This window comes from Mucilaginibacter terrigena, assembly GCF_004168255.1.
Lineage (GTDB): Bacteria > Bacteroidota > Bacteroidia > Sphingobacteriales > Sphingobacteriaceae > Mucilaginibacter > Mucilaginibacter terrigena.
Window position 1 is genome coordinate 466,310 of the sequence record NZ_SEWG01000005.1, and the last position, 19,996, is coordinate 486,305.

18 protein-coding genes and 1 rRNA gene are annotated in these 19,996 nt (G+C 44.0%); 11 read left to right on the forward strand and 8 right to left on the reverse strand.

The window, feature by feature from the left end; all coding sequences use genetic code 11:
- Window positions 1-27: 27 nt before the first annotated feature.
- Together EWM62_RS15000 and EWM62_RS15005 are read left to right on the forward strand one after the other, a co-directional pair.
- Window positions 28-1,383: a sugar porter family MFS transporter gene (locus tag EWM62_RS15000; protein WP_129877476.1), complete on the forward strand. Its 1,356-nt coding sequence runs from the start codon at window positions 28-30 to the stop codon at window positions 1,381-1,383.
- 14 nt (window positions 1,384-1,397) lie between these two features.
- A complete protein-coding gene (locus tag EWM62_RS15005) occupies window positions 1,398-4,736 on the forward strand; it encodes a DUF5107 domain-containing protein (RefSeq protein WP_129877477.1) in 3,339 nt (1,112 codons plus the stop codon).
- A 57-nt stretch (window positions 4,737-4,793) separates the two neighbouring features.
- Here the strand turns inward: EWM62_RS15005 and EWM62_RS15010 are convergent, their stop codons facing one another.
- Window positions 4,794-5,549, reverse strand: coding sequence for a PI-PLC domain-containing protein (locus EWM62_RS15010; protein ID WP_129877478.1), 756 nt, complete (start codon window positions 5,547-5,549; stop codon window positions 4,794-4,796).
- A 279-nt stretch (window positions 5,550-5,828) separates the two neighbouring features.
- Here EWM62_RS15010 and EWM62_RS15015 point away from each other — a divergent pair, with 279 nt between their 5' ends.
- From EWM62_RS15015 to EWM62_RS15025, 3 genes are read left to right on the forward strand one after another with little or no spacing between them, the layout of a single operon-like run.
- Window positions 5,829-6,677: a hypothetical protein gene (locus EWM62_RS15015; RefSeq protein ID WP_129877479.1), complete on the forward strand. Its 849-nt coding sequence runs from the start codon at window positions 5,829-5,831 to the stop codon at window positions 6,675-6,677.
- Window positions 6,678-6,687: 10 nt separating this feature from the next.
- Window positions 6,688-7,281 (forward strand): hypothetical protein, encoded by a 594-nt coding sequence (locus tag EWM62_RS15020; protein ID WP_129877480.1) that lies wholly within the window; start codon window positions 6,688-6,690, stop codon window positions 7,279-7,281.
- A gap of 10 nt (window positions 7,282-7,291) precedes the next feature.
- On the forward strand, window positions 7,292-8,122 hold the full coding sequence (locus tag EWM62_RS15025; RefSeq protein WP_129877481.1) for a hypothetical protein: 831 nt from the start codon (window positions 7,292-7,294) through the stop codon (window positions 8,120-8,122).
- On the opposite strand, the gene EWM62_RS15030 is transcribed toward EWM62_RS15025, so the two are convergent.
- A complete protein-coding gene (locus EWM62_RS15030) occupies window positions 8,119-8,670 on the reverse strand; it encodes a cupin domain-containing protein (protein ID WP_129877482.1) in 552 nt (183 codons plus the stop codon). The two genes, EWM62_RS15025 and EWM62_RS15030, sit on opposite strands and share 4 nt — an antisense overlap.
- A gap of 198 nt (window positions 8,671-8,868) precedes the next feature.
- Between EWM62_RS15030 and budA the strand changes: the two genes are divergently transcribed.
- The gene (gene budA, locus EWM62_RS15035) at window positions 8,869-9,666 is read left to right on the forward strand and encodes an acetolactate decarboxylase (protein WP_129877483.1); all 798 of its coding nucleotides are present in this window, start codon (window positions 8,869-8,871) and stop codon (window positions 9,664-9,666) included.
- Here the strand turns inward: budA and pdxR are convergent.
- A complete protein-coding gene (gene pdxR, locus EWM62_RS15040) occupies window positions 9,663-11,147 on the reverse strand; it encodes a MocR-like pyridoxine biosynthesis transcription factor PdxR (RefSeq protein ID WP_129877484.1) in 1,485 nt (494 codons plus the stop codon). The two genes, budA and pdxR, sit on opposite strands and share 4 nt — an antisense overlap.
- A 79-nt stretch (window positions 11,148-11,226) precedes the next feature.
- Here pdxR and EWM62_RS15045 point away from each other — a divergent pair, with 79 nt between their 5' ends.
- Window positions 11,227-11,685, forward strand: a complete 459-nt coding sequence (locus EWM62_RS15045; RefSeq protein WP_162499851.1) for a TQO small subunit DoxD — start codon at window positions 11,227-11,229, stop codon at window positions 11,683-11,685.
- Window positions 11,682-12,677 (forward strand): EamA family transporter, encoded by a 996-nt coding sequence (locus tag EWM62_RS15050; protein ID WP_129877486.1) that lies wholly within the window; start codon window positions 11,682-11,684, stop codon window positions 12,675-12,677. Before EWM62_RS15045 ends, EWM62_RS15050 begins: the two co-directional genes overlap by 4 nt.
- A gap of 101 nt (window positions 12,678-12,778) precedes the next feature.
- Here the strand turns inward: EWM62_RS15050 and EWM62_RS15055 are convergent, their stop codons facing one another.
- The 4 genes from EWM62_RS15055 to EWM62_RS15070 form a co-directional block, all read right to left on the reverse strand.
- On the reverse strand, window positions 12,779-13,000 hold the full coding sequence (locus EWM62_RS15055; protein ID WP_129877487.1) for a PLDc N-terminal domain-containing protein: 222 nt from the start codon (window positions 12,998-13,000) through the stop codon (window positions 12,779-12,781).
- A gap of 70 nt (window positions 13,001-13,070) precedes the next feature.
- Window positions 13,071-13,868 carry an ABC transporter permease gene (locus EWM62_RS15060; RefSeq protein ID WP_238989358.1) on the reverse strand — a complete coding sequence of 266 codons (798 nt, stop codon included), beginning with the start codon at window positions 13,866-13,868 and terminating at the stop codon, window positions 13,071-13,073.
- A 6-nt stretch (window positions 13,869-13,874) separates the two neighbouring features.
- On the reverse strand, window positions 13,875-14,774 hold the full coding sequence (locus tag EWM62_RS15065) for an ABC transporter ATP-binding protein (RefSeq protein ID WP_129877489.1): 900 nt from the start codon (window positions 14,772-14,774) through the stop codon (window positions 13,875-13,877).
- On the reverse strand, window positions 14,768-14,974 hold the full coding sequence (locus EWM62_RS15070) for a hypothetical protein (RefSeq protein WP_129877490.1): 207 nt from the start codon (window positions 14,972-14,974) through the stop codon (window positions 14,768-14,770). Before EWM62_RS15070 ends, EWM62_RS15065 begins: the two co-directional genes overlap by 7 nt.
- 224 nt (window positions 14,975-15,198) lie before the next feature.
- Here EWM62_RS15070 and EWM62_RS15075 point away from each other — a divergent pair, with 224 nt between their 5' ends.
- Together EWM62_RS15075 and EWM62_RS15080 are read left to right on the forward strand one after the other, a co-directional pair.
- Window positions 15,199-16,209: a sensor histidine kinase gene (locus EWM62_RS15075; RefSeq protein WP_129877491.1), complete on the forward strand. Its 1,011-nt coding sequence runs from the start codon at window positions 15,199-15,201 to the stop codon at window positions 16,207-16,209.
- Between the two features lie 4 nt (window positions 16,210-16,213).
- On the forward strand, window positions 16,214-16,939 hold the full coding sequence (locus EWM62_RS15080; protein WP_129877492.1) for a LytR/AlgR family response regulator transcription factor: 726 nt from the start codon (window positions 16,214-16,216) through the stop codon (window positions 16,937-16,939).
- 49 nt (window positions 16,940-16,988) lie between these two features.
- Here the strand turns inward: EWM62_RS15080 and EWM62_RS15085 are convergent, their stop codons facing one another.
- Complete coding sequence (locus tag EWM62_RS15085; RefSeq protein WP_129877493.1) at window positions 16,989-18,371, reverse strand: methyltransferase RsmF C-terminal domain-like protein; 1,383 nt, start codon at window positions 18,369-18,371, stop codon at window positions 16,989-16,991.
- Between the two features lie 713 nt (window positions 18,372-19,084).
- Here EWM62_RS15085 and EWM62_RS15090 point away from each other — a divergent pair.
- A 16S ribosomal RNA gene (locus tag EWM62_RS15090) occupies window positions 19,085-19,996 on the forward strand; the annotation flags it as partial.

Genomic DNA, 19,996 nt, shown 5'->3' on the forward strand with positions numbered 1-19,996 from the left:
AATTTAAAAAACAGAAAATTAACACCAATGAAGTCAAACTTAAATAAAACAGTAACCTTTAACAGCAGCTACATTATCGGCATCTCCTTTATTTCGGCATTGGGCGGTTACCTGTTTGGGTTTGATTTTGCAGTTATATCAGGCGCATTGCCGTTTCTGCGCGCGCAGTTTGCCTTAACCCCGGCATGGGAAGGTTTTTTAACCGGTTCGCTTGCGCTGGGCTGTATAGTAGGGTGCCTGCTTGCCGGTAACATTGCCGATAAGTATGGCCGTAAACCGGGGTTGATCATAGCCGCTTTAATTTTTGCGGTATCATCAATCGGTATAGCGTTTTCAACAACATTAACTTACTTTCTAATCTTAAGGTTTGCAGCCGGTATTGGTGTGGGTATGGCATCTATGCTTTGCCCTATGTACATAGCCGAGATCTCGCCTGCCGAAGTACGGGGGCGTAACGTAGCTATTAACCAGCTTACTGTGGTAATTGGTATTTTGGTTACCAACCTGGTAAACTACTTTTTGGCAGACCACGGCCCCGATTCGTGGCGATGGATGTTTGGCCTGGGTGTAGTGCCTTCGGCAATATTTTTAATAGGTGTTACCTGGCTGCCCGAAAGCCCCCGCTGGCTCATAAAATCAGGAAAGCCTGACGAGGCAAAAGTAATATTGAATAAGATAGGTTCCGCCGGTTTTGCAGAAGCAACCTTTAAGGCGGTAGAGAAATCATTGGTGGGCAACACCAAACAATCATATGCTATGGTGTTTGAAAAGGCGGTACGCCCGGCTGTTGTTGTAGGTATAACGCTCGCGGTGTTCCAGCAATTTTGCGGCATAAATGTGGTGTTTAATTACACTTCAACCATCTTCGAATCGGTTGGGGCAAGCCTTAACCGCCAGTTATTCGAAACCGTAGCTATTGGCATTGTAAACCTGGTGTTTACCCTGCTGGCCATGTGGCAGGTTGATAAACTTGGCCGCCGCCCGTTAATGCTGTATGGTTCGTTAGGTTTATCTATCCTTTATATCGTACTGGCATTTTTATTGCAAAATCATTTCCCGGCAGGGCTTGTTTCTATATTTGTACTGCTGGCAATTAGCACCTACGCTATTTCGCTGGCACCCGTAACCTGGGTTTTAATATCCGAAATATTCCCTAACAAAATTCGCGGGGTAGCATCGTCTATAGCCATCGTATCGTTATGGGGCGCATATTTTATACTTGTTTTTACCTTCCCCATACTGGCTAAAGTTTTAGGGGCTTACGGGCCATTTTATATGTACGCGGGTATTTGTTTCCTGGGGTTTTTGTTTGTAAAAGCAAAAGTTAAAGAAACAAAAGGCCAAACGCTTGAGGAATTGGAAGATAATTTGATTAGACATTAATAACACCATAATACATGAATAACTTGTATGTAAACGCTTGGGAAGAGAAAGTAATTATACCTACCTACGGTATAGGAGAGCCGGATAAAAACCCAATGTTTTTTGAGAAACGGGTTTACCAGGGCAGCAGCGGTAAGGTGTATCCCAACCCCGTTATCGAAAAAATTTACGACGTAAAGGAAGACAAGGAATATACAGGCCTTTACCTGGAAAACAAGTATATTAAAATACTGATACTGCCCCAACTGGGCGGCCGCATCCAGATGGCTTATGACAAGGTAAAACAAAGGCATTTTATATATTATAACCAGGTTATAAAGCCCGCGCTTGTTGGCTTAACCGGCCCGTGGATCTCGGGCGGAATAGAATTTAACTGGCCGCAGCACCACCGCCCAAGCACATTTGAACCGGTAGATTATAAAATAGAGGAAAATGCCGACGGCAGCAAAACCGTTTGGGTGAACGAGGTGGAGCGCATGTTCCACACCAAAGGTATGGCCGGTTATACACTGCATCCTGATAAGGCCTATATCGAAATAAAGGCAAAACTATACAATCGCTCAAGCCTGCCGCAAACCTTTTTATGGTGGGCAAACCCCGCTGTTAAGGTTAATGACGATTACCAGTCGGTTTTCCCGCCGGACGTAAACGCAGTTTTTGACCATGGCAAACGTGATGTATCTACTTTTCCGATAGCTACGGGTACCTATTATAAGGTTGATTATTCACCGGGTACGGATATATCCCGATATAAGAATATCCCGGTACCAACATCATACATGGCTATTAACTCTAACTACGATTTTGTGGGGGGGTACGAGCATGATACGCAGGCAGGTTTATTGCATGTGGCCAATCACCACGTATCTCCCGGTAAAAAGCAATGGACCTGGGGACATAGCGATTTCGGCCTGGCCTGGGACAGAAACCTCACCGACGAGGACGGCCCGTACATTGAACTGATGACGGGTATGTTTACCGATAACCAGCCCGATTTTACATGGCTGATGCCGAACGAGGAAAAACACTTTACCCAATATTTTATGCCCTACCGCGAGTTAGGGGTGATCAAAAACGCCAGTAAAGATCTGCTAATAGCGCTTGACGTTGTTGACGGCAAAGTACAGGTTAAGGTACATGCTACCGGCACGCACGATAATCTTAATATCAAACTAAAACACAAAGATACTTTGCTGCTTTACGAAGTGGTGAACATTACACCCGAGCAGGTTTATACAAAAGAAGTTGACGCGAAAGGTATCGACGAAAAACAATTAACCATCGCCATCTATTCATCATCAGGAAAAAAACTGTTGCAATACGATTCGGCAGATAATAAACTGAACGACATCCCGCAGGCAGCAAAACCCGCCTTACAGCCAAACGAAGTAGAGAATACCGAACAGCTGTTTTTAACAGGCCAGCACCTGGAGCAATACCGCCACGCCACTTATAGTCCGATTAATTACTATGAAGAAGCCCTGCGCCGCGACCCTAAAGACATCCGGAGTAATAATGCTTTGGGCGTATGGTACCTGCGCCGCGGGCAATTTGCCAAAAGCGAGCCTTATTTCCGCAAAGCGATAGAAACCAGTATTCAACGTAACCCCAACCCTTACGATGGCGAATGTTATTATAACCTGGGCCTGGCGCTTAAATTTTTAGGGAGGACTGATGAAGCGTACCAGGCGTTTTACAAAGCTACCTGGAGTAACGCATGGAAGGATAGCGGATACTTCTTATTAGCGCAGATAGATCTGCAAAACGCGGATTACGAGCCGGCACTCGAACACACCCTTGCCGCCCTCGACCGAAACGCCAATAATAGCAAAGCTTATGTTTTACACGCCGCAGCCTGCCGCAAGCTTAATCGCCTAACAGATGCAATAGAAGTAACGGCCACCGCTTTACAACGCGATCCCTTTAACCTGGGGGCTTTATTTGAACAGGCTTACACGCATGCGGTAATGGGCGATAATAAGCAAAGTAAGGCAAGCTTAAATCAACTGATAACCCTATCAAGGGGGTATTACCAAAACTTTATTGAATACGCTTTAGATTATGCCGCCGCAGGTTTATTTGCAGAGGCAGCAGATATGCTGCAACATGCCTTAAACGGTACGGAAACCAGTCCTATGGTATATTATTACCTGGGTTATTTTCAGCATCGATTAGGCAATGAAGCGGAAGCATTGGGCTTTTTTGAAAAAGCATCCTCAGCAAACCCTTATCTCTGTTTCCCGGATAGGTTAGAGGATATAGCGGTGCTTCAACTGGCATCGCAAATAAACCCTGCAGATGACAAAGCGCCCTATTATTTAGGAAACTTATTTTACGATAAGCTGCAATATGATGATGCCATCGCATTATGGGAGGCATCGGCAAAGTTAGATGGTAAATTTGCTACGGTATACCGTAACCTGGGAATAGCGTACTACAATAAACGTAACAATGCCGGGAAAGCGCTGGTTTGTTTTGAGAAAGCCTTTAATCTGGATAATACCGATGCCCGGGTGCTGATGGAACTTGATCAGCTTTATAAAAAACTAAATCACCCGGCCAAAACTCGGCTTAAATTTATTGAAGTTAACCTTGCGCTTGCCGGCCAACGAGACGATGTATACCTGGAGCGCGCCGCCTTATACAATTTTATTGGCGAGCATGAAAAGGCGTACGACCTGATCATGCAAAGGCAGTTTCATCCCTGGGAAGGGGGCGAGGGCAAGGTATCAGGCCAGTATGTAAGCGCGCTGATTGAAATTGCAAAACAGTATTTAGCAGACGGCCGCTATACTGAGGCTATTGAAAAGCTGACCGGGGCCCAAACCTATCCGTATAATTTGGGTGAAGGCAAGCTTTACGGAACGCAGGAAAATGATATTTTTTACTGGCTGGGCTGTGCTTACGGGCACATGCAACAGCAGGAACAAGCTAACGCGTATTTCAAAAAGGCGGCCGTTGGCCTGGAGGACCCAACCGCCGCGGTGTTTTATAACGACCAGCAGCCCGATAAGCTTTTTTACCTGGGGCTTGCCAAAAAAAGCCTTGGCGATACCGAAGGAGCAAACCAAATATTCAACAAACTGATAAGTTATGGAACCGGGCATATGGATGACGAGGTAAGTATCGATTACTTTGCGGTATCGTTACCAAACCTGCTGATATTTGAGGACGACCTGAAAGCACGTAACCAGGTTCATTGTTATTTTTTGCAGGGGTTGGGCTACTTGGGTTTACAGTATTTTGAAAAAGCCCAAAAAGCTTTTACGCAGGTGCTAACCCGCAATGCTATGCATTTTGGGGCTAAGATCCACATGGAGATGGTAGGCCGTTTAACCGAAATTGCAGGTTAACACCATTTAAATTAACAGAAACATAAATGGCGAAGCCTAACACCAGAGCTTCGCCATTTATTTAGCGGCTAATTCAATAAGTAGCTGGTCGATATGATCGGTAGATAAAATATCCGCACCAAATTCCATTAATTTTTGCCAGCCTGCGTTATTATCGGGCGCAGCCCAAAAACGGATCTTTTTACCGGCGGCATGCACCGCGTTGATAACCGATTTGAGCACTTTTTCATCCGTAACAGGCAAAGTGCCTTCGCCCTGCCATTTAGAGTAATTTTCAAAGTTGAGGCTTATCTGTGCTACCCGTGCCCACTGCTCCGGTGTATGGGGCTGCAGCAGATCATCGTCAAAAGTAATATAAGATGGGTACTTGTTATAATATGACGGGGGCGGGCGGTTCCCGGTAATAATAATGCTTAAAGGGTTTTGGTTATTATCTTTTATCAGGCTTTTTAGCGGGGCTAACTCTTTTAATAGTTCACTTAATATAGGTTCATAATCTCCTTTAAGGTCAATTAACAGGTTAAGCGGCCTTGGCTGGGTAGCCATGGCTTTTAGTATCGGCTCCAGGTACATTTTTTGGAAAGTGATATATTGCTTTGCGGCCGAGGTATCATGCGCAACAACCAGTTTGCCATAGCGTAGGTATACATCTGCCTCAATTGCGCCCGCCCCGGCGTTAAATGCATGATAAAACGCGTTTGGGCGCGAATAGTCGTTATGCGAATGGATATTGGATGCAGTATACCGCTCCTGCGCACTTACCGAAGTAAAAATGATCAGCGATAGAATGGTGAAATAAAATGATCGGGCCATTACGGGTTTTATTAAAAATTGCCTGTCTGTTTAACCTAAAGTAAGTGTTTTCTGTTTGGCTTTAGCAGTATAAAATACAATACCGGCTTCATTTATAATGTGGGTTTGCAAAGCTTAACAATAAAATTTCGCTAAAAACATATTCTGTAATAACTTATCTGTAAGTTTATTAGGCCTGTATTTGTTGTTATAAAATATCTATATATTTATAAAATAATTATATGGCAGGTATATAATATTGCCGCATGATTGTTTTTAAATATGCTACCTGATTTTATCATGATGATTTACAAGTACGCTGCGCATAGGGTTTTGCTGATAGCCGCGCTACTGGGTTTTATTTTTCCGCAGGTAGCTTTTAGTCAAACCGTTTTTGAGAAAAGCATATTAGACCAGATAAACGGAATAATAAAATCGCCGGAGAAAGGCGGAGTGAGCGAACTAAGCCCGAATGATGCACCACAGGGCGTAATGATACCTTCGGGCTGGGGTGGTTCGGGCGCATCGTTATTTGGGGGTATAGGCGGGAGTTACCCGCAGGTATACACCCATAGCCCCGATCTTAGCGGTTCGGTAGGGGCATGTATAGGAAACCCTGTAACGGCGGTAAACTTTGCAGCGAGTTTGAATATTGCAAACCTATCCAGCCTAAACAATTATTCTGCAAACTTTGTATTAAGTAAAAAAGTATTTGCTGGCAGCAGCATATCTGCGGGGGGCTTACAATTATTTGCCAGCCCCATACATTCTGATGCGGCCGGGTCTACCTATTTTGTGGCATTTAGCCATGCAATACAATCGGTGCCGTCAAAAACGCCGGGCACCTCAAAACTATCGTACACCATTGGTGTGGGCAACGGGCGGTTCCTGCACAAAAGCCCTACGGATATAGCCAAAGGGAAAGGTAAATACGGCACCGCGATTTTTGGAAGCTTGTCGTATGAGGTAATACAACATATTAATTTAAACGCAGAGTGGTCGGGGGTAAATTTGGGGTTTTCTTTGGGCGTAAAGCCGTTTAAAACCCCATTATCTGTTGGCCTTGGGGTTACTAATTTAACAAGTTATAGTTCGGATAAGCCTAATATGGTATTTAGCATAGGTTATCCGCTTTCGTTGGTCCGATAAAAATTAAGTAATGAAAAAGTTAGCTTTTAGTTTGCTGGTGATAACAGCAATTTTATTTGTAAACGACAGTTTTGCCCAATCGCGCGGAAATGCCTCAGACTGGCGAATCCCGCCGCCTTATATCCCTTCAGAGCCGGGAGCGCGGTTAGCGCAGGTTAAATTGCCTGCAATTGCCGCTCCAGAGCCTGTACTGGCTGCCGCCGACCTGGAGCCTGAAACCCCCGAAATGCCTGCCCTTCCCGATGCCGATTTACCGGTGGTTTTACCGTCCGTAAAGTCATCATTTAACCTATATAAGCCGGCAACAAATTTACCGGGCACCCCAACTACCCCCGGGTATTGGAGCGTAGAAAGCGCGGCAGGTACTGCTGCTTATTATTGGCACTCGGGCGTAGCTGCCGACCCGTACGCAGCTGGCCCCGGCTACTATGATAATAACACAGCGGGTTGGGTTGGCTTGTTTAAAGGTATAGAGGCCGGGCCTATATACTGGCAGTCGCCGCAGGGCAATAACGGGCAGCAAGGGCAGGCCCCGGGGCCGGTTCCACAATTGTTTAATTACACACCCGATATTATTATAGCAACAAGTATCCTGCTTTTCTAAACCCCCTGAAATGAAAAAACACTTATTGTTATTTATAATATTATTTACGGCTACCACGTGCTTTGCACAAACCGTTTTAAAAAACGGGGATAAGCATACCAAGAAAATATACATCAGGTCTAACACTGTTTTTCAGCAAGGCAAACGCGCTGTTAATATCAAAAGCAATTCATTTGTTAGTCGTGGTTACACTGCCGAGCAGGTTTCTGATAATATATTTTCATTTAAAATAACTACCGACAAAATAACCGATACTGTAAAAACCGATAAGCAGCAAATTAACTACAGTTCGGACAAGGCAATTGATACCAGTTCGTTTATCGAGAAAAGCCTGAATGATGTACGTAAGAAAATACTGAATGTAATATCAGATAAAAGCGGGATACTAACGGTAGCTTTTCGTACTTACCTGCAAAACAAAAACGATTCATTACTGGCCTTTTCCGGATTACTGCCCGATCAACTGATAGTTGGTAACCCTATTGACCTGATAGTTAAATTACCTTACGGCTATAGTTTAACCAAAGGCACACAGTGGAAAAGTACAATTGCCACAGTTTACGGTAAACAGGTGCTTACATTTACTGTTGAAAGCACCGGGCCTGCAACAAGTATTATCAGTTTTAAAGGCGGCGAATCTAAAAATTATGATAACCAGCAGAGCAAGCTACCCATCAGGTGTTACTTTAACACCAATATTTCGGGTAAAATGCGGGTAGATAACAAATCGTTAATTGTTAAGGAGCGCAATATTAAAACAGCAAGCAGCGGTTACCAATCCATTAACGGGGTTGTTTTTACGGTAGCAAAACGCAGTTCGATATCAGAGATCGTTGATTAATTAAGGTAGTGCCTGTATGTTGCCTGGTACCCGGCCAGGTAAGCAAACGGGCTAAGCAGGCCAAATAATATCTTTTGCACTATATAAGGTGGTTTTGCCAGGCGAAATGTATTAGAAAACGTACGCATCATCACCGCCGACTGCAAAACAGAGGGCATCCCTTTTTTATTTATCTGGCCGTCTGCCGCAAGCCCATAGGCTGTTTCTAAAAAGTACTCGGTTTGTAAAGCAGGTTTAACTATCCAGTTAACAACTGTTTTACCGGTGTGCGTGTTCCACATGCAGTGTACGGTGTTTGCTGGTATATGTAATTCATCACCGGCCTGCAATACTTTAACATTGCCGTTAATACGTACATTTACTTCGCCGGCTATTACCTTAAAAAACTCTTCCTGTATAGGGTGGTAATGTGGTGCGGGTTCGTTACCGGGCGCGCTGTAAGTGGCTTCCATTTCTAATAATTTGCCACCGGTGTTTTTACCGGTTTGCAAAAACTTTATTTCCTGTTTGTTATATGGGTTGTATATGATCTTGTTCGTGTAAGCCATAGGGTTTAATCGCAGTATTAAAACCTATGACGATAAAAGGGGAATAATTGTTACTATGACGGGTGCAAATTTTGTGTAAAGGCTTATAAATTGCCGGTTTTATTTGCACGGTACATTTCTTGGCGAATTAAGTTTTTGCGGCAAAGCATTATCCTACAGGGATTAAGTATATTAGCCCGCATATTTTTAACACATATTATGACCTTTCGCAACCCCTGCACCTGTTTATTAGCCATACTATGCCTCGCTGCGTTTGGCAATGCATCGGCACAAACAAAAAATAACACCCTTTATACCGCAGGCCATGCCAGCGCATTTATTGGCGGTTTATATGATGCCGTTTACCCATACAGCAAAGTTAAGCAACATGGCGATTTTGGTTTAGGTGCCCCCGATAAACTTGACGGCGAAATATTGGTATTAGATGGAAAGATCTACCAAACGCAATCTACCGGGAGGACCTTTGAAGTTAAAGAAACCGAACTGACACCTTTTACCGTGGTTAATTTTTTTAAGGCGGATAAAATTGTTAAAACAGCAATAAGCCTTAGCAAGGATAAATTATACGCATACCTTGATAATGTGTTATCTAACAAGAACGGCATTTACGCTATTAAAATAAAAGGCACATTTAACAGCGTTAAAACCAGGGCCTTCCCGCCGGTTACGCAAAAGCCTTATGTGCCCTTGGCTGATATGCTTTCGCTGCAGCATTTTTTTCAATTCAGTAATATCAGGGGTACGTTAGTAGGATACCGTATACCGGCATATATGGACGGGCCGAATATCACCGGTTATCACTTCCATTTTTTGAGTGATGATAAAAAAGCCGGCGGCCATATCATTGACCTTGCCACAGGTAATATCACCATCGAGATAGATGAACTGGACAGCTTTTTGGTAGATATCCCACAAACAGAAGCGTTTAACAACTTCGACTTTCAGAAGGATCGCCGTGAGGAGGTTAAACGGGTAGAGAACGGTAAAAAAGATTAAACCAGTTTCTTTAATGCCTTTGCCAAAATGTGGGTGGCTTGCTCCATTTCTGTGAAATTCATGGATGCAAACCCGATCCGGATGTGCTCGCTTTCGCGGGAATGATCGTAGTAGTAATCCTGCCCTGCACTTACAGCTAAACCCATCGAAGCAGCTTTTTCGGCAACATCCTTTGGTTTTATCCCGTTAAGATACTTCATCCAGATGGCAAAACCGCCGTCAGGAATTTTAAATTCCACATGTTCGCCCATTTGCCGGGTTAACAGGTTGCACAGTATATCGCGCCGTTCGTGGTATAACTTATTGGCTTTTTTTAAATGCCGTGTTATATCGCCATTTTTTAGCAGGTTGGCCATGGCTTCTTCCAAAAGGTGCTCGCCCTGGCGGTCAATTATCCGCCGCATTTTGGTAGCCTGGCTTATTAAATTGGGTGGCGCCACCATAAACCCTATGCGGATACCCGGCGCAATAGTTTTACAAAACGAACCGATGTATATTACACTGCCATAATAATCGGCGCTGGCAAGCGGCAATATCGGGCTGCTTGAATAGTGAAAATCGTAATCATAATCATCCTCGATAATGGCAAAGCGGTACTTCATGGCCAGTTCCAGCAGGCGCATGCGCCGCTCAGAGCATAAGGTAACCGTAGTAGGCTGATGGTGGTGCGGTATCACGTACAGCAACTTTACTTTTTTCTTTTTGCAGATCTCCTCCACCGCATCCAGGCTGATGCCGAACTCATCAACAGGCACCAATTCTAAATTAGCCCCGGTTTGTACAAACGTTTCGTTAGCCCCGCAGTAACCCGGGTCGGCGGCTATTACGGTATCGTTTTTATTCAATAGCAGTTGCGCGGCCAGGTAAATAGCCATTTGCGCGCCCTTGGTTATCAGGATATGTTCGGGCGTTACATGTAAACCGCGGGTTTCGCCAAGGAAACGGGCAAGCTCCGTCCGCAGGTTTTCCGAACCTTGCTCGGGGCCATATAACAGGTATTTTGATGTAAAGTGGTAGTTGGCAAAACGCCGGTACTCGCGCAGCATCAGTTCAACAGGGGCAAGGCGTGTGTCGGGGTAACCTTCGTTAAACGCGATGATATGCCCTGTACTTTGCTTTTGCAGATTAATGTGTGATAGTTTATTGTCGCCAACATCAAAATAGGTTTTGTTTGGGTAAACTAATTTCTGCGGGCTTTCGGCAATGGGCCGTGGCGATAGTTCGGGCAGGTTGGCGGCAATAAATATCCCTTTTTGCGGATACACATCAACCCAACTTTGTGCGTACAACTCATCGTACGCCGCAACTACGGTATTACGATGAACCTTTAACCCAAGGGCAAGTGCACGGCTGCTGGGTAATGCCGATGCCGGCTTTAAAGTACCCTGCCTGATATGACAAATAATTCCGTTGGCTATTTGCAGATACACAGGCACCTGCAAGCTTTTGTCAATGTTAAGTAAACCTGTTATATATTGCATGCTGGACTATCCCGGTTGTTTTTTCTGGACTATAAAGGTAGGCCAATTGTGGTGTAATTTTATATCAGTAAACAAAAAAATGATGAAGCAGGTAAAAATTCAGCAACTAACGGCATTATATTTAAGGGCAGCGCTTGGCATTGGTTATGTTTGGTTGGTTGCCGACAGGCTTGGCTGGCTGGGCGCTTACGGGCAACCACATATAAGCTGGGGCGACTGGGAACATTTTATGGTGCTATCGCGAAAAACCATGTCGTTTTTGCCCGATGCGCTTGTAACACCACTTGCCGTATTAGCAACTATAGGCGAGGGCATTTTTGGCCTGATGTTGCTACTTGGTTTATTTACACGTATTGCCGCTTTGGGCAGCGGTGCATTAACCCTTGCTTTTGCATTATCAATGACGATATCCAGGGGTATTGATTCGCCTATAGGGTACTCTGTTTTCACGGTAAGCGCAGCAAGCTTTTTGCTGGCCACACTGCCGGGATATAAATGGAGCATCGATTCTTTAATTTCTAAACAACAATTGTCATGACCGCTACCACACAAAAAACACCATCCCCATTAATGGTTATTATAGCATTTGCTACTGTATATATTGTTTGGGGTTCAACCTATTTCTTTATCCAGGTGGCTATACAGGGCATACCGGCAATGCTGATGGGCGCTATGCGTTATACCATTGCCGGTTTATTGATGCTTGGCTGGTGTGCGCTTAAGGGCGATAAGATCTGGGTGAAAAAAGATGTGATAAACGCAGCCATAGGCGGGATAGTTTTACTTGGTATTGGCAACGGCATAGTGATATGGGTTGAACAGGTTTTGCCCAGCGCTATGGTGGCCATTATGGTATCGGCCAACCCAATTTGGTTTGTAGTGCTCGATAAAAGAAACTGGAAAGAGAACCTGCGCAGCACCGCCACCATTGTTGGGCTGGTAATTGGTTTTGCAGGTGTAATATTGCTATTTGGCGAACAGGTTGTTAACACCATGGGCGGCACCCACGATGATGCTAAAATATGGGGCGTAGGATTATTGGTGCTTGGCCCTATAGCATGGTCGGCCGGATCGTTATACTCAAAGTATAAAGGAAGCAGCAGCCCGGCACGCGTAAATACCGCATGGCAAATGCTGGTAGCAGGCATTGCGTTTTTACCGGTAAGCGCCTGGCATAACGAGTTTGCAAATTTCGACATTACCACCGTACCCACCCAGGCATGGCTGGCCGTTATTTACCTTATTGTTTTTGGTTCGATAGCGGCGTTTACCGCCTACGTATGGCTGTTGCAGGTAAGGCCGGCAACACAGGTAAGCACACACTCGTACGTTAACCCGGTCATAGCGGTATTGTTAGGGGTGATGTTTGCGCAGGAGCATATCTCCTGGCTGCAGATAGGCGGACTGGTAATTATATTGGTTAGCGTATTGCTGATAAATCTTGCTAAATACCGTAAGGATGCAAATGAGAAAAAACACGTTGAAAAGAAACCTGAAGAAATTGATGGTGTACTGTGCGAGGCGGTTTAAAAATCACCTTTGGCAGATAATGTCTGGTAACTCGGGGCGGTAATAATAACATGCTGTCGGCTGATCTGAATTTAAACCTGTCGCGATTAAACAACAGCCTTTCAGATCCGGGAGTTACGGCCAAGCGTTAGGTATAGTATTGAACCCAGGAACGGCGCAAACAGAATAAACAACACCCAAATTACTTTAGCACCCGGATTTTTAAAAGTTGACCGAACGGCATCAAGCAAACTGAATATGATAAGCCCGAAATAGGCAACAACTAAAAACAGTATGATAAAAATACCAACCGTGTCGACATTTAGGAATAGTAAGCAGCTCATAGGTGATGGTTTATTTAAAGGTATAAATAAAATGGCTAATCTAATTAACCGCTTATCTAACCTCTAACATTTACTTCACGCTTTTCTTTTGTACAATAAAGTAACCTGCAATAAATACTACAACGGCTACAGCAAGGCTCACATACACATCTTTAGTGTATATATCTATTTCAAAACTCCTTGCCGGCTCCTGGTTCTGTTTCAGCATGCTTTTTAACGCGCCCATAGGATGCGCGTATGGAAACAGGTAACTGTACTCCCAGTTATTGGATGCCAGTATAACGCCGGCTACCGAGGCAACAAAGCCAAGCCCCATTGGCTTCAAAAAGTCTGACCATAAAAGGCTCAGTAAAAATTGAATAGATAGTATGCCTAACGCGGATAATAACAACTTGTAAAACACCTGGATCAGCTGAAGTTCCATATGATACTCGTTAAACTTCAATGCTGGCTTTACAACGCTTAATAAATTACCAAAGGCAATATTAAACAGGGCAAACAGCGCCAGGCATAAAAAAAGCAGGAAAAACGCGTAAAAGTATTTGGCACCATAAACCGCCCAGCGGGATATGGGCAAGCTGAATAAGGTTTTCCAGGTATCGGCTTTATGTTCAACACTGTTTACCGAGTAGGCAACAAATATGGTATAAATAGGCAGCAATAACGAACCCATACTCCCCAGGCTTATCATACTAAACTGTACCCAAAGCCCCATTGGCGGCAATTTGGCAAGGTCGGTACTTTTTGAATAAACGGATACAAAAGCCAAGCCGGTTATAAGCAAAGGTAAAATTATAGCGCCCCAAAAACCAAGCGTTTTGCGGCTCTTGTAAAATTCAGACTGGAACGATAGTAGAAATCCTTTCATTATAATTTAATTGCTTTTGGTAGTAATATCTAAGAATAACCGTTCAAGGTCTTTTCGCTGCTTGTTTATGCCAAATACCGTAAACCCGTTTTGTATAAGCAAAGTGTTGATGTCGCCAATTTGCTGTTTAGAGTTAAATGGTACAAATAGCTGGTCCTGGTCAATTTCGGTTACCGTAAAATTATGGCGCTTTAAAAGGTTGGCGGCATCAACAGTATTATCTGTTTCGATGTGTATAAGGGGCTGGCTTATATTTTGCAGATCGTGTATCGTGCCCTGGAACATCAGCTCGCCGTTATTAATAATACCAACGTGGGTGGCCATCTTTTCAATTTCGGCAAGCAGGTGGCTCGATATAAATACGGTTTTACCGTTAGCAACAAGTTTCATCATCAACTCGCGGATCTCGATGATGCCGTTAGGGTCAAGCCCGTTAGTAGGCTCGTCCAGTATCAATAGTTTAGGGTCGTTTAGTAAAGCCAGTGCAATACCCAGGCGTTGTTTCATCCCCAATGAATATTGGCCGGCTTTTTTACCCCCGGCATTGGTTAACTGAACAAGTTTCAGCATTTCATCAACCTTGTTCTCATTAACCTGCAAAAGCATGGCGCGGTTCATCAGGTTTTCGCGGCCGGTAAGGTGATGGTATATGGCAGGCTGCTCTATAAGCGAGCCTATTTGCGATAGTATGCTGATACGGTTTGCTTCCAGCTCCTGCCCAAAAATATGAATGCTGCCTTCGCCTGTACGTAACAGGTTTAGCAGCATTTTTATAGTAGTGGTTTTACCGGCGCCGTTTGGCCCTAAAAACCCGTATATGCTCCCTGCCGGAACTTGCAGGGATAGCGATTTAACAACTTGCTGATTACCGAAGCTGAATGATAAGCCGTTTGTTTGGATTACCATAGTTTGTCGGTAGCAACAGAGCACACTGTTTTAACAACGGTTACACCTTTAATAAATAACGATGTAGCCTGCACAGCTGAGTTATGAGCAGTAAATTGTCTTTTTTGTTCAAACTGGTAGCTTACGCCCATTATAATGGCAAATACTACAGGGGCCAGTAATAAAATAAATGGATTTGAGTTTGAAACTAACTTTTTCATTGTGTTATCGTTTTTGATAGAACAAAGAAATACTAAATAATTTACCTGCTAAAAACTATTAGACCAACGGTCATCATTTGTAGATGAACGGTTAATAAGGCCAATTAACCCGTTCATCGGTTTTAAATGCCCGTTCATCGGCAAAAATTATAACTATATATAATTACACAGGCATATTCAACTCAAAATATTACTTTAGTGCAGGTTAATACCCTATAATATTAATGAGAAGAAGCTGGCAAATATTCTGGCACGTACTGTTCTGGGTGAGTGTGATAACTTTCTTTGTGTTTGTAGCGCACAATGGTGGTAAAAGCACCATGCAAAGTTTGCTGATCATATTTGTGGTATTTGGTATTGTCAATATCGGCCTGTTCTATCTAAACTACCTGGTGCTTATCCCCCAATTTTTAGATAAAAAAAAATATAAAATTTATGCCCTGTGTGTTATAGCCGCAATTATTGCAGTAGGCCTTTCTAAATTTGGCCTGGCTGTAATATTTAAGCCCCTTACATATGTGCGTATGGGCAAGGCCATTGGGTTTTGGCAATACTCTTTTAGCACATCATTCACCAGCATTGTTTTTGTTTTTTTAAGTACAGTTTTAAAATTTACTATCGACTGGTTTATGAACGGGCGTATCCAGCGCGATCTGGAGAACCAGCGCCTTAGTGCCGAACTGTCTTTTCTTAAATCGCAGATAAACCCCCACTTCCTGTTCAACTCTTTAAATAGCATCTACTCGCTGGCCTATCAAAAATCTGATACCACGCCCGAAGCCATTTTAAAGCTATCCGAAATTATGCGTTATATGCTTTACGAGTGCAACGATAATAAGGTGGAGCTGACCAAAGAACTGCAATACCTGCAAAACTATATCGACCTGCAAAAGATAAGGTTTGGCAATAAAGCCTTTATCAATTTTGATGTAACAGGCGAGGTAACCAACCAGCATATTGTGCCTTTGCTGCTTATCTCATTTATCGAAAATGCCTTTAAGCACGGGATAGCAAACGATGCGCTATCGCCCATAAAGCTTAAAATAAACCTGGAAGAAGGGAACTTTTACTTTTTTATCCAAAACAAAAAACACACGCATAACCGGGATGCCTCGGGCGGGATAGGCCTGGCAAATGTTCGCCGCAGGCTCGATCTTTTATACCCCGGAAAATATAATTTAGATATTCGCGACGAAGCGGATACATACACTTGTCAATTATCCTTAGTTTTATAGCCATATGATCCGTTGCCTTGTTGTTGATGATGAGCCTTTGGCGCTAAATATACTGGAAGATTATATCTCCAAGATGCCTTCGCTGCAATTAGTTAAAGCAACCACCAATCCTATCGAGGCTTTAACCATGGTACAGGACGGCGGGATAGACCTGGTTTTTTTAGACGTGCAAATGCCCGAGCTTACCGGCATCCAGTTTCTGCGGATAGCCAACGGCAAGGCAAAGGTGATACTAACCACCGCTTACCCGCAGTATGCCCTGGAAGGTTACGAGCTTGATGTGGTAGATTACCTGTTAAAACCGATAGCTTTCGACAGGTTTTTTAAATCGGTACAAAAGGCGCAGGGGCTTATACAACCTGCTGCAAAACCCGCGGCGCCGGCCGAGCCTGTTCAGCAGGATGATTTTATGAGCGATTTTATCTTTGTTAAAACCGAGCATAAAATTCAGAAGGTTTACCTGCATGATATCCTTTTTATAGAAGGCCTTAAAGATTACGTTTCTATATTCACCCCTGCCGAGCGCATCATCACCCTGCAAGGCATGAAGAAAATGGAAGACGCCCTGCCGCCAAAGCATTTTATCCGCGTGCATAAATCATACATCGTATCTATTAATAAGATAGACAGTATTGAACGCAGCCGCATTTTCATTGGCGATAAAATAATCCCCGTAGGTGATACCTACCGCGATGAATTTTTTAAGATAGTTGATGGGAAGAATATTTGATCAGTTGGCAGTAGGCAGTTTGCATTGTATACAGGTAACTGCAAACAGCCTACTGCAAACTGCTAAATTGGCTCATAATCCTAATCTCCTTCGGATAGTAATTATTGATCCTGTTGGGCAATAACTTGGCCCATCCCAATGCCAAACCTTCGTAAGTCATTAGGCTCCAGCCTTTGCCGGTAATTTCCAGGTCTATATTATCGCGGCGTAAATACTGTATGGCCTGTTCTTTGGTAAGTTCGGTAGATAACACCGCATCCTTATTAATAGCGAGACTTAAAGCTAACTCATGGTCGGGTATCAGATCGTTACCCGCAAGTTTGCCAATCCGCACGCCCGACTTTTTGATATACAGGTGCCGGTGCAAAATATTAAGGCTTTCTTTGTGCTCGCGGTTTATGGCCAGCCAGTCCTCGTTCACCTTAAAAAAATAAAAGTCGTCGGCATTTTTCATATAACCTTTTACAATGTCCATTTCTTTTGCGGGCAGCTTTTGCTGGCCGCTGTTTTTGTAGTTAGACAGGCCGCCGCTGCTTTCCTTTTTTCGCAGGCAGGCCGCAAACAAACCCTCGCCCTTTACCTTGCCGGGGTAAAAGCGGTAGCCCCATGCTTTTTTCAGCGGCGATTCGGTTTCAACAATTCCCCACTCCTTATATATAGGTATGCGGATGCTTTCTAAACCAAACTCAGTACAAAGCCAATCCAGGATCTCCTCGTTCTCCTGGTGCGAATAACTGCACGTACTATATATAAGGTATCCATCCTCTTTTATGGCCGGGTAAATATCGGCCAGGATGCGTTCCTGCCTTTGGTGGCAAAGGTTTACGTTGCCCTCACTCCATTCGTTCATGGCCGCGGGGTCCTTGCGAAACATGCCCGAGCCAGAGCATGGCGCGTCGACCAGTACCACATCAAAAAAACTATGGATGGCATTAAAATCCCTTGGGTCGTTATTGGTAACAATGGTGTTTGATGTGCCCCATCGGTTTAGGTTGTCGGTTAGTATAGGTACACGCGTTTTAATGATCTCGTTTGCCACTAACAGATCAGTGCTTTGCAGCGCCGAATTGAGCAGGGTGGTTTTACCACCTGGCGCGGCGCATAGGTCTAATACTTTAATAGCACCATCTTTATTTGGGCGGATGGTATTTAATATATGCCCGATGAACATGGATGAAGCTTCCTGCACGTAATAAGCACCCGCATGAAACAGCGGGTCGAAAGTAAAAGAAGGGCGCTCGTTTAAATAAAAACCCTCTGCGCACCACGGCACCTGCGAGTCGGTTTTAACGGCCGACGGCTTAAAAGGGTTTATCCGGATAGCCGTTGGGGCGGGTTCAGACTGGTGCGCGTCGATAAAAGTTTGGCGGTCAAAGCCCGGTTCGTTGCACAAATCATCTAAAAAGTGCGGCGGGAAATTGTAATTATCCATATCTGAATCAAACTTACGCAAAATTTTCAGGGGAGCTTATTTGCAAGTTTGCAACCAATATATACATACACACGCCGGCAATTGATGTTTGCACTTGTATTTAGGTGAAAGTTTAACGGTAGTTTTCAGGCAGTTACATAATTGTTTTAATTATTTGAAAATATGTTTGGGCTGATAGGTGTTTTCTCCTTACATTTGTGGCCGCTCAAATAAAAGGGCGTTGTTTTTTGAAGTTTGGCGAATAAAAAAGAAGTTTAAAAAAGTGGTTTTTTCACTTGGCAAACCGAAAGATTATTTGCACCTTTGCAGCCCGCAACAACGAAAGGAATTGCGGTTGTTAATTGAAAAGATAGCGAAGAAAAAACAATTCAAAAAAAGTGAAAATAACACTTGACACGAATTAAAAATAATCGCATCTTTGCAGCCGCTTCGGAAACGAACGAAAAGCAATAAAGAAGATAACCACAAGGGTTTTCTGAAATTAAAAGATTGAAAGTTGAACGCCGCAATGGCCACAACATATACCAACCCGCGAGGCGAGGAAAAAAGTTCTTAAAAGAGATAGAGAATAAATTATGCAGCGTAACAGCAGAACAGCGATGTTCAGCGGTTAAGAGCGAAACTTAAGGGATAGGGATAATGTAAGAGAATATTTTTTTTTACAGATTACTATTGATTGAGTTAATAGGGTCTGGATTTGAACAACACATTATACAATGGAGAGTTTGATCCTGGCTCAGGATGAACGCTAGCGGCAGGCCTAATACATGCAAGTCGGACGGGATTGTGGAGCTTGCTTCACATGAGAGTGGCGCACGGGTGCGTAACACGTATGTAACCTACCTTAATCTGGGGGATAGCCTCTCGAAAGAGAGATTAACACCGCATAACATTACGACATAGCATTTTGTTGTAATCAAATATTTATAGGATTAAGATGGGCATGCGGAACATTAGCTAGTTGGTAAGGTAATGGCTTACCAAGGCTACGATGTTTAGGGGATCTGAGAGGATGACCCCCCACACTGGTACTGAGACACGGACCAGACTCCTACGGGAGGCAGCAGTAAGGAATATTGGTCAATGGGCGCAAGCCTGAACCAGCCATGCCGCGTGCAGGAAGACGGCCCTACGGGTTGTAAACTGCTTTTGTACCGGAATAAACCCCTTTTCGTGAAGAGGGCTGAATGTACGGTAAGAATAAGGATCGGCTAACTCCGTGCCAGCAGCCGCGGTAATACGGAGGATCCAAGCGTTATCCGGATTTATTGGGTTTAAAGGGTGCGTAGGCGGCCTATTAAGTCAGGGGTGAAAGACGGTAGCTTAACTATCGCAGTGCCTTTGATACTGATAGGCTTGAATACACTTGAGGTAGGCGGAATGTGACAAGTAGCGGTGAAATGCATAGATATGTCACAGAACACCAATTGCGAAGGCAGCTTACTAAAGTGTCATTGACGCTGAGGCACGAAAGCGTGGGGATCAAACAGGATTAGATACCCTGGTAGTCCACGCCCTAAACGATGAATACTCGATGTTGGCGATATACGGTCAGCGTCTAAGCGAAAGCGTTAAGTATTCCACCTGGGGAGTACGCCCGCAAGGGTGAAACTCAAAGGAATTGA

Coding starts and splice junctions, on each gene's coding strand:
- EWM62_RS15000 (WP_129877476.1), top strand. CDS start 28: ATGAAGTCAAACTTAAATAAAACAGTAACCTTTAACAGCAGCTACATT.
- EWM62_RS15005 (WP_129877477.1), top strand. CDS start 1,398: ATGAATAACTTGTATGTAAACGCTTGGGAAGAGAAAGTAATTATACCT.
- EWM62_RS15010 (WP_129877478.1), bottom strand. CDS start 5,549: ATGGCCCGATCATTTTATTTCACCATTCTATCGCTGATCATTTTTACT.
- EWM62_RS15015 (WP_129877479.1), top strand. CDS start 5,829: ATGATGATTTACAAGTACGCTGCGCATAGGGTTTTGCTGATAGCCGCG.
- EWM62_RS15020 (WP_129877480.1), top strand. CDS start 6,688: ATGAAAAAGTTAGCTTTTAGTTTGCTGGTGATAACAGCAATTTTATTT.
- EWM62_RS15025 (WP_129877481.1), top strand. CDS start 7,292: ATGAAAAAACACTTATTGTTATTTATAATATTATTTACGGCTACCACG.
- EWM62_RS15030 (WP_129877482.1), bottom strand. CDS start 8,670: ATGGCTTACACGAACAAGATCATATACAACCCATATAACAAACAGGAA.
- budA (WP_129877483.1), top strand. CDS start 8,869: ATGACCTTTCGCAACCCCTGCACCTGTTTATTAGCCATACTATGCCTC.
- pdxR (WP_129877484.1), bottom strand. CDS start 11,147: ATGCAATATATAACAGGTTTACTTAACATTGACAAAAGCTTGCAGGTG.
- EWM62_RS15045 (WP_162499851.1), top strand. CDS start 11,227: ATGATGAAGCAGGTAAAAATTCAGCAACTAACGGCATTATATTTAAGG.
- EWM62_RS15050 (WP_129877486.1), top strand. CDS start 11,682: ATGACCGCTACCACACAAAAAACACCATCCCCATTAATGGTTATTATA.
- EWM62_RS15055 (WP_129877487.1), bottom strand. CDS start 13,000: ATGAGCTGCTTACTATTCCTAAATGTCGACACGGTTGGTATTTTTATC.
- EWM62_RS15060 (WP_238989358.1), bottom strand. CDS start 13,868: ATGAAAGGATTTCTACTATCGTTCCAGTCTGAATTTTACAAGAGCCGC.
- EWM62_RS15065 (WP_129877489.1), bottom strand. CDS start 14,774: ATGGTAATCCAAACAAACGGCTTATCATTCAGCTTCGGTAATCAGCAA.
- EWM62_RS15070 (WP_129877490.1), bottom strand. CDS start 14,974: ATGAAAAAGTTAGTTTCAAACTCAAATCCATTTATTTTATTACTGGCC.
- EWM62_RS15075 (WP_129877491.1), top strand. CDS start 15,199: ATGAGAAGAAGCTGGCAAATATTCTGGCACGTACTGTTCTGGGTGAGT.
- EWM62_RS15080 (WP_129877492.1), top strand. CDS start 16,214: ATGATCCGTTGCCTTGTTGTTGATGATGAGCCTTTGGCGCTAAATATA.
- EWM62_RS15085 (WP_129877493.1), bottom strand. CDS start 18,371: ATGGATAATTACAATTTCCCGCCGCACTTTTTAGATGATTTGTGCAAC.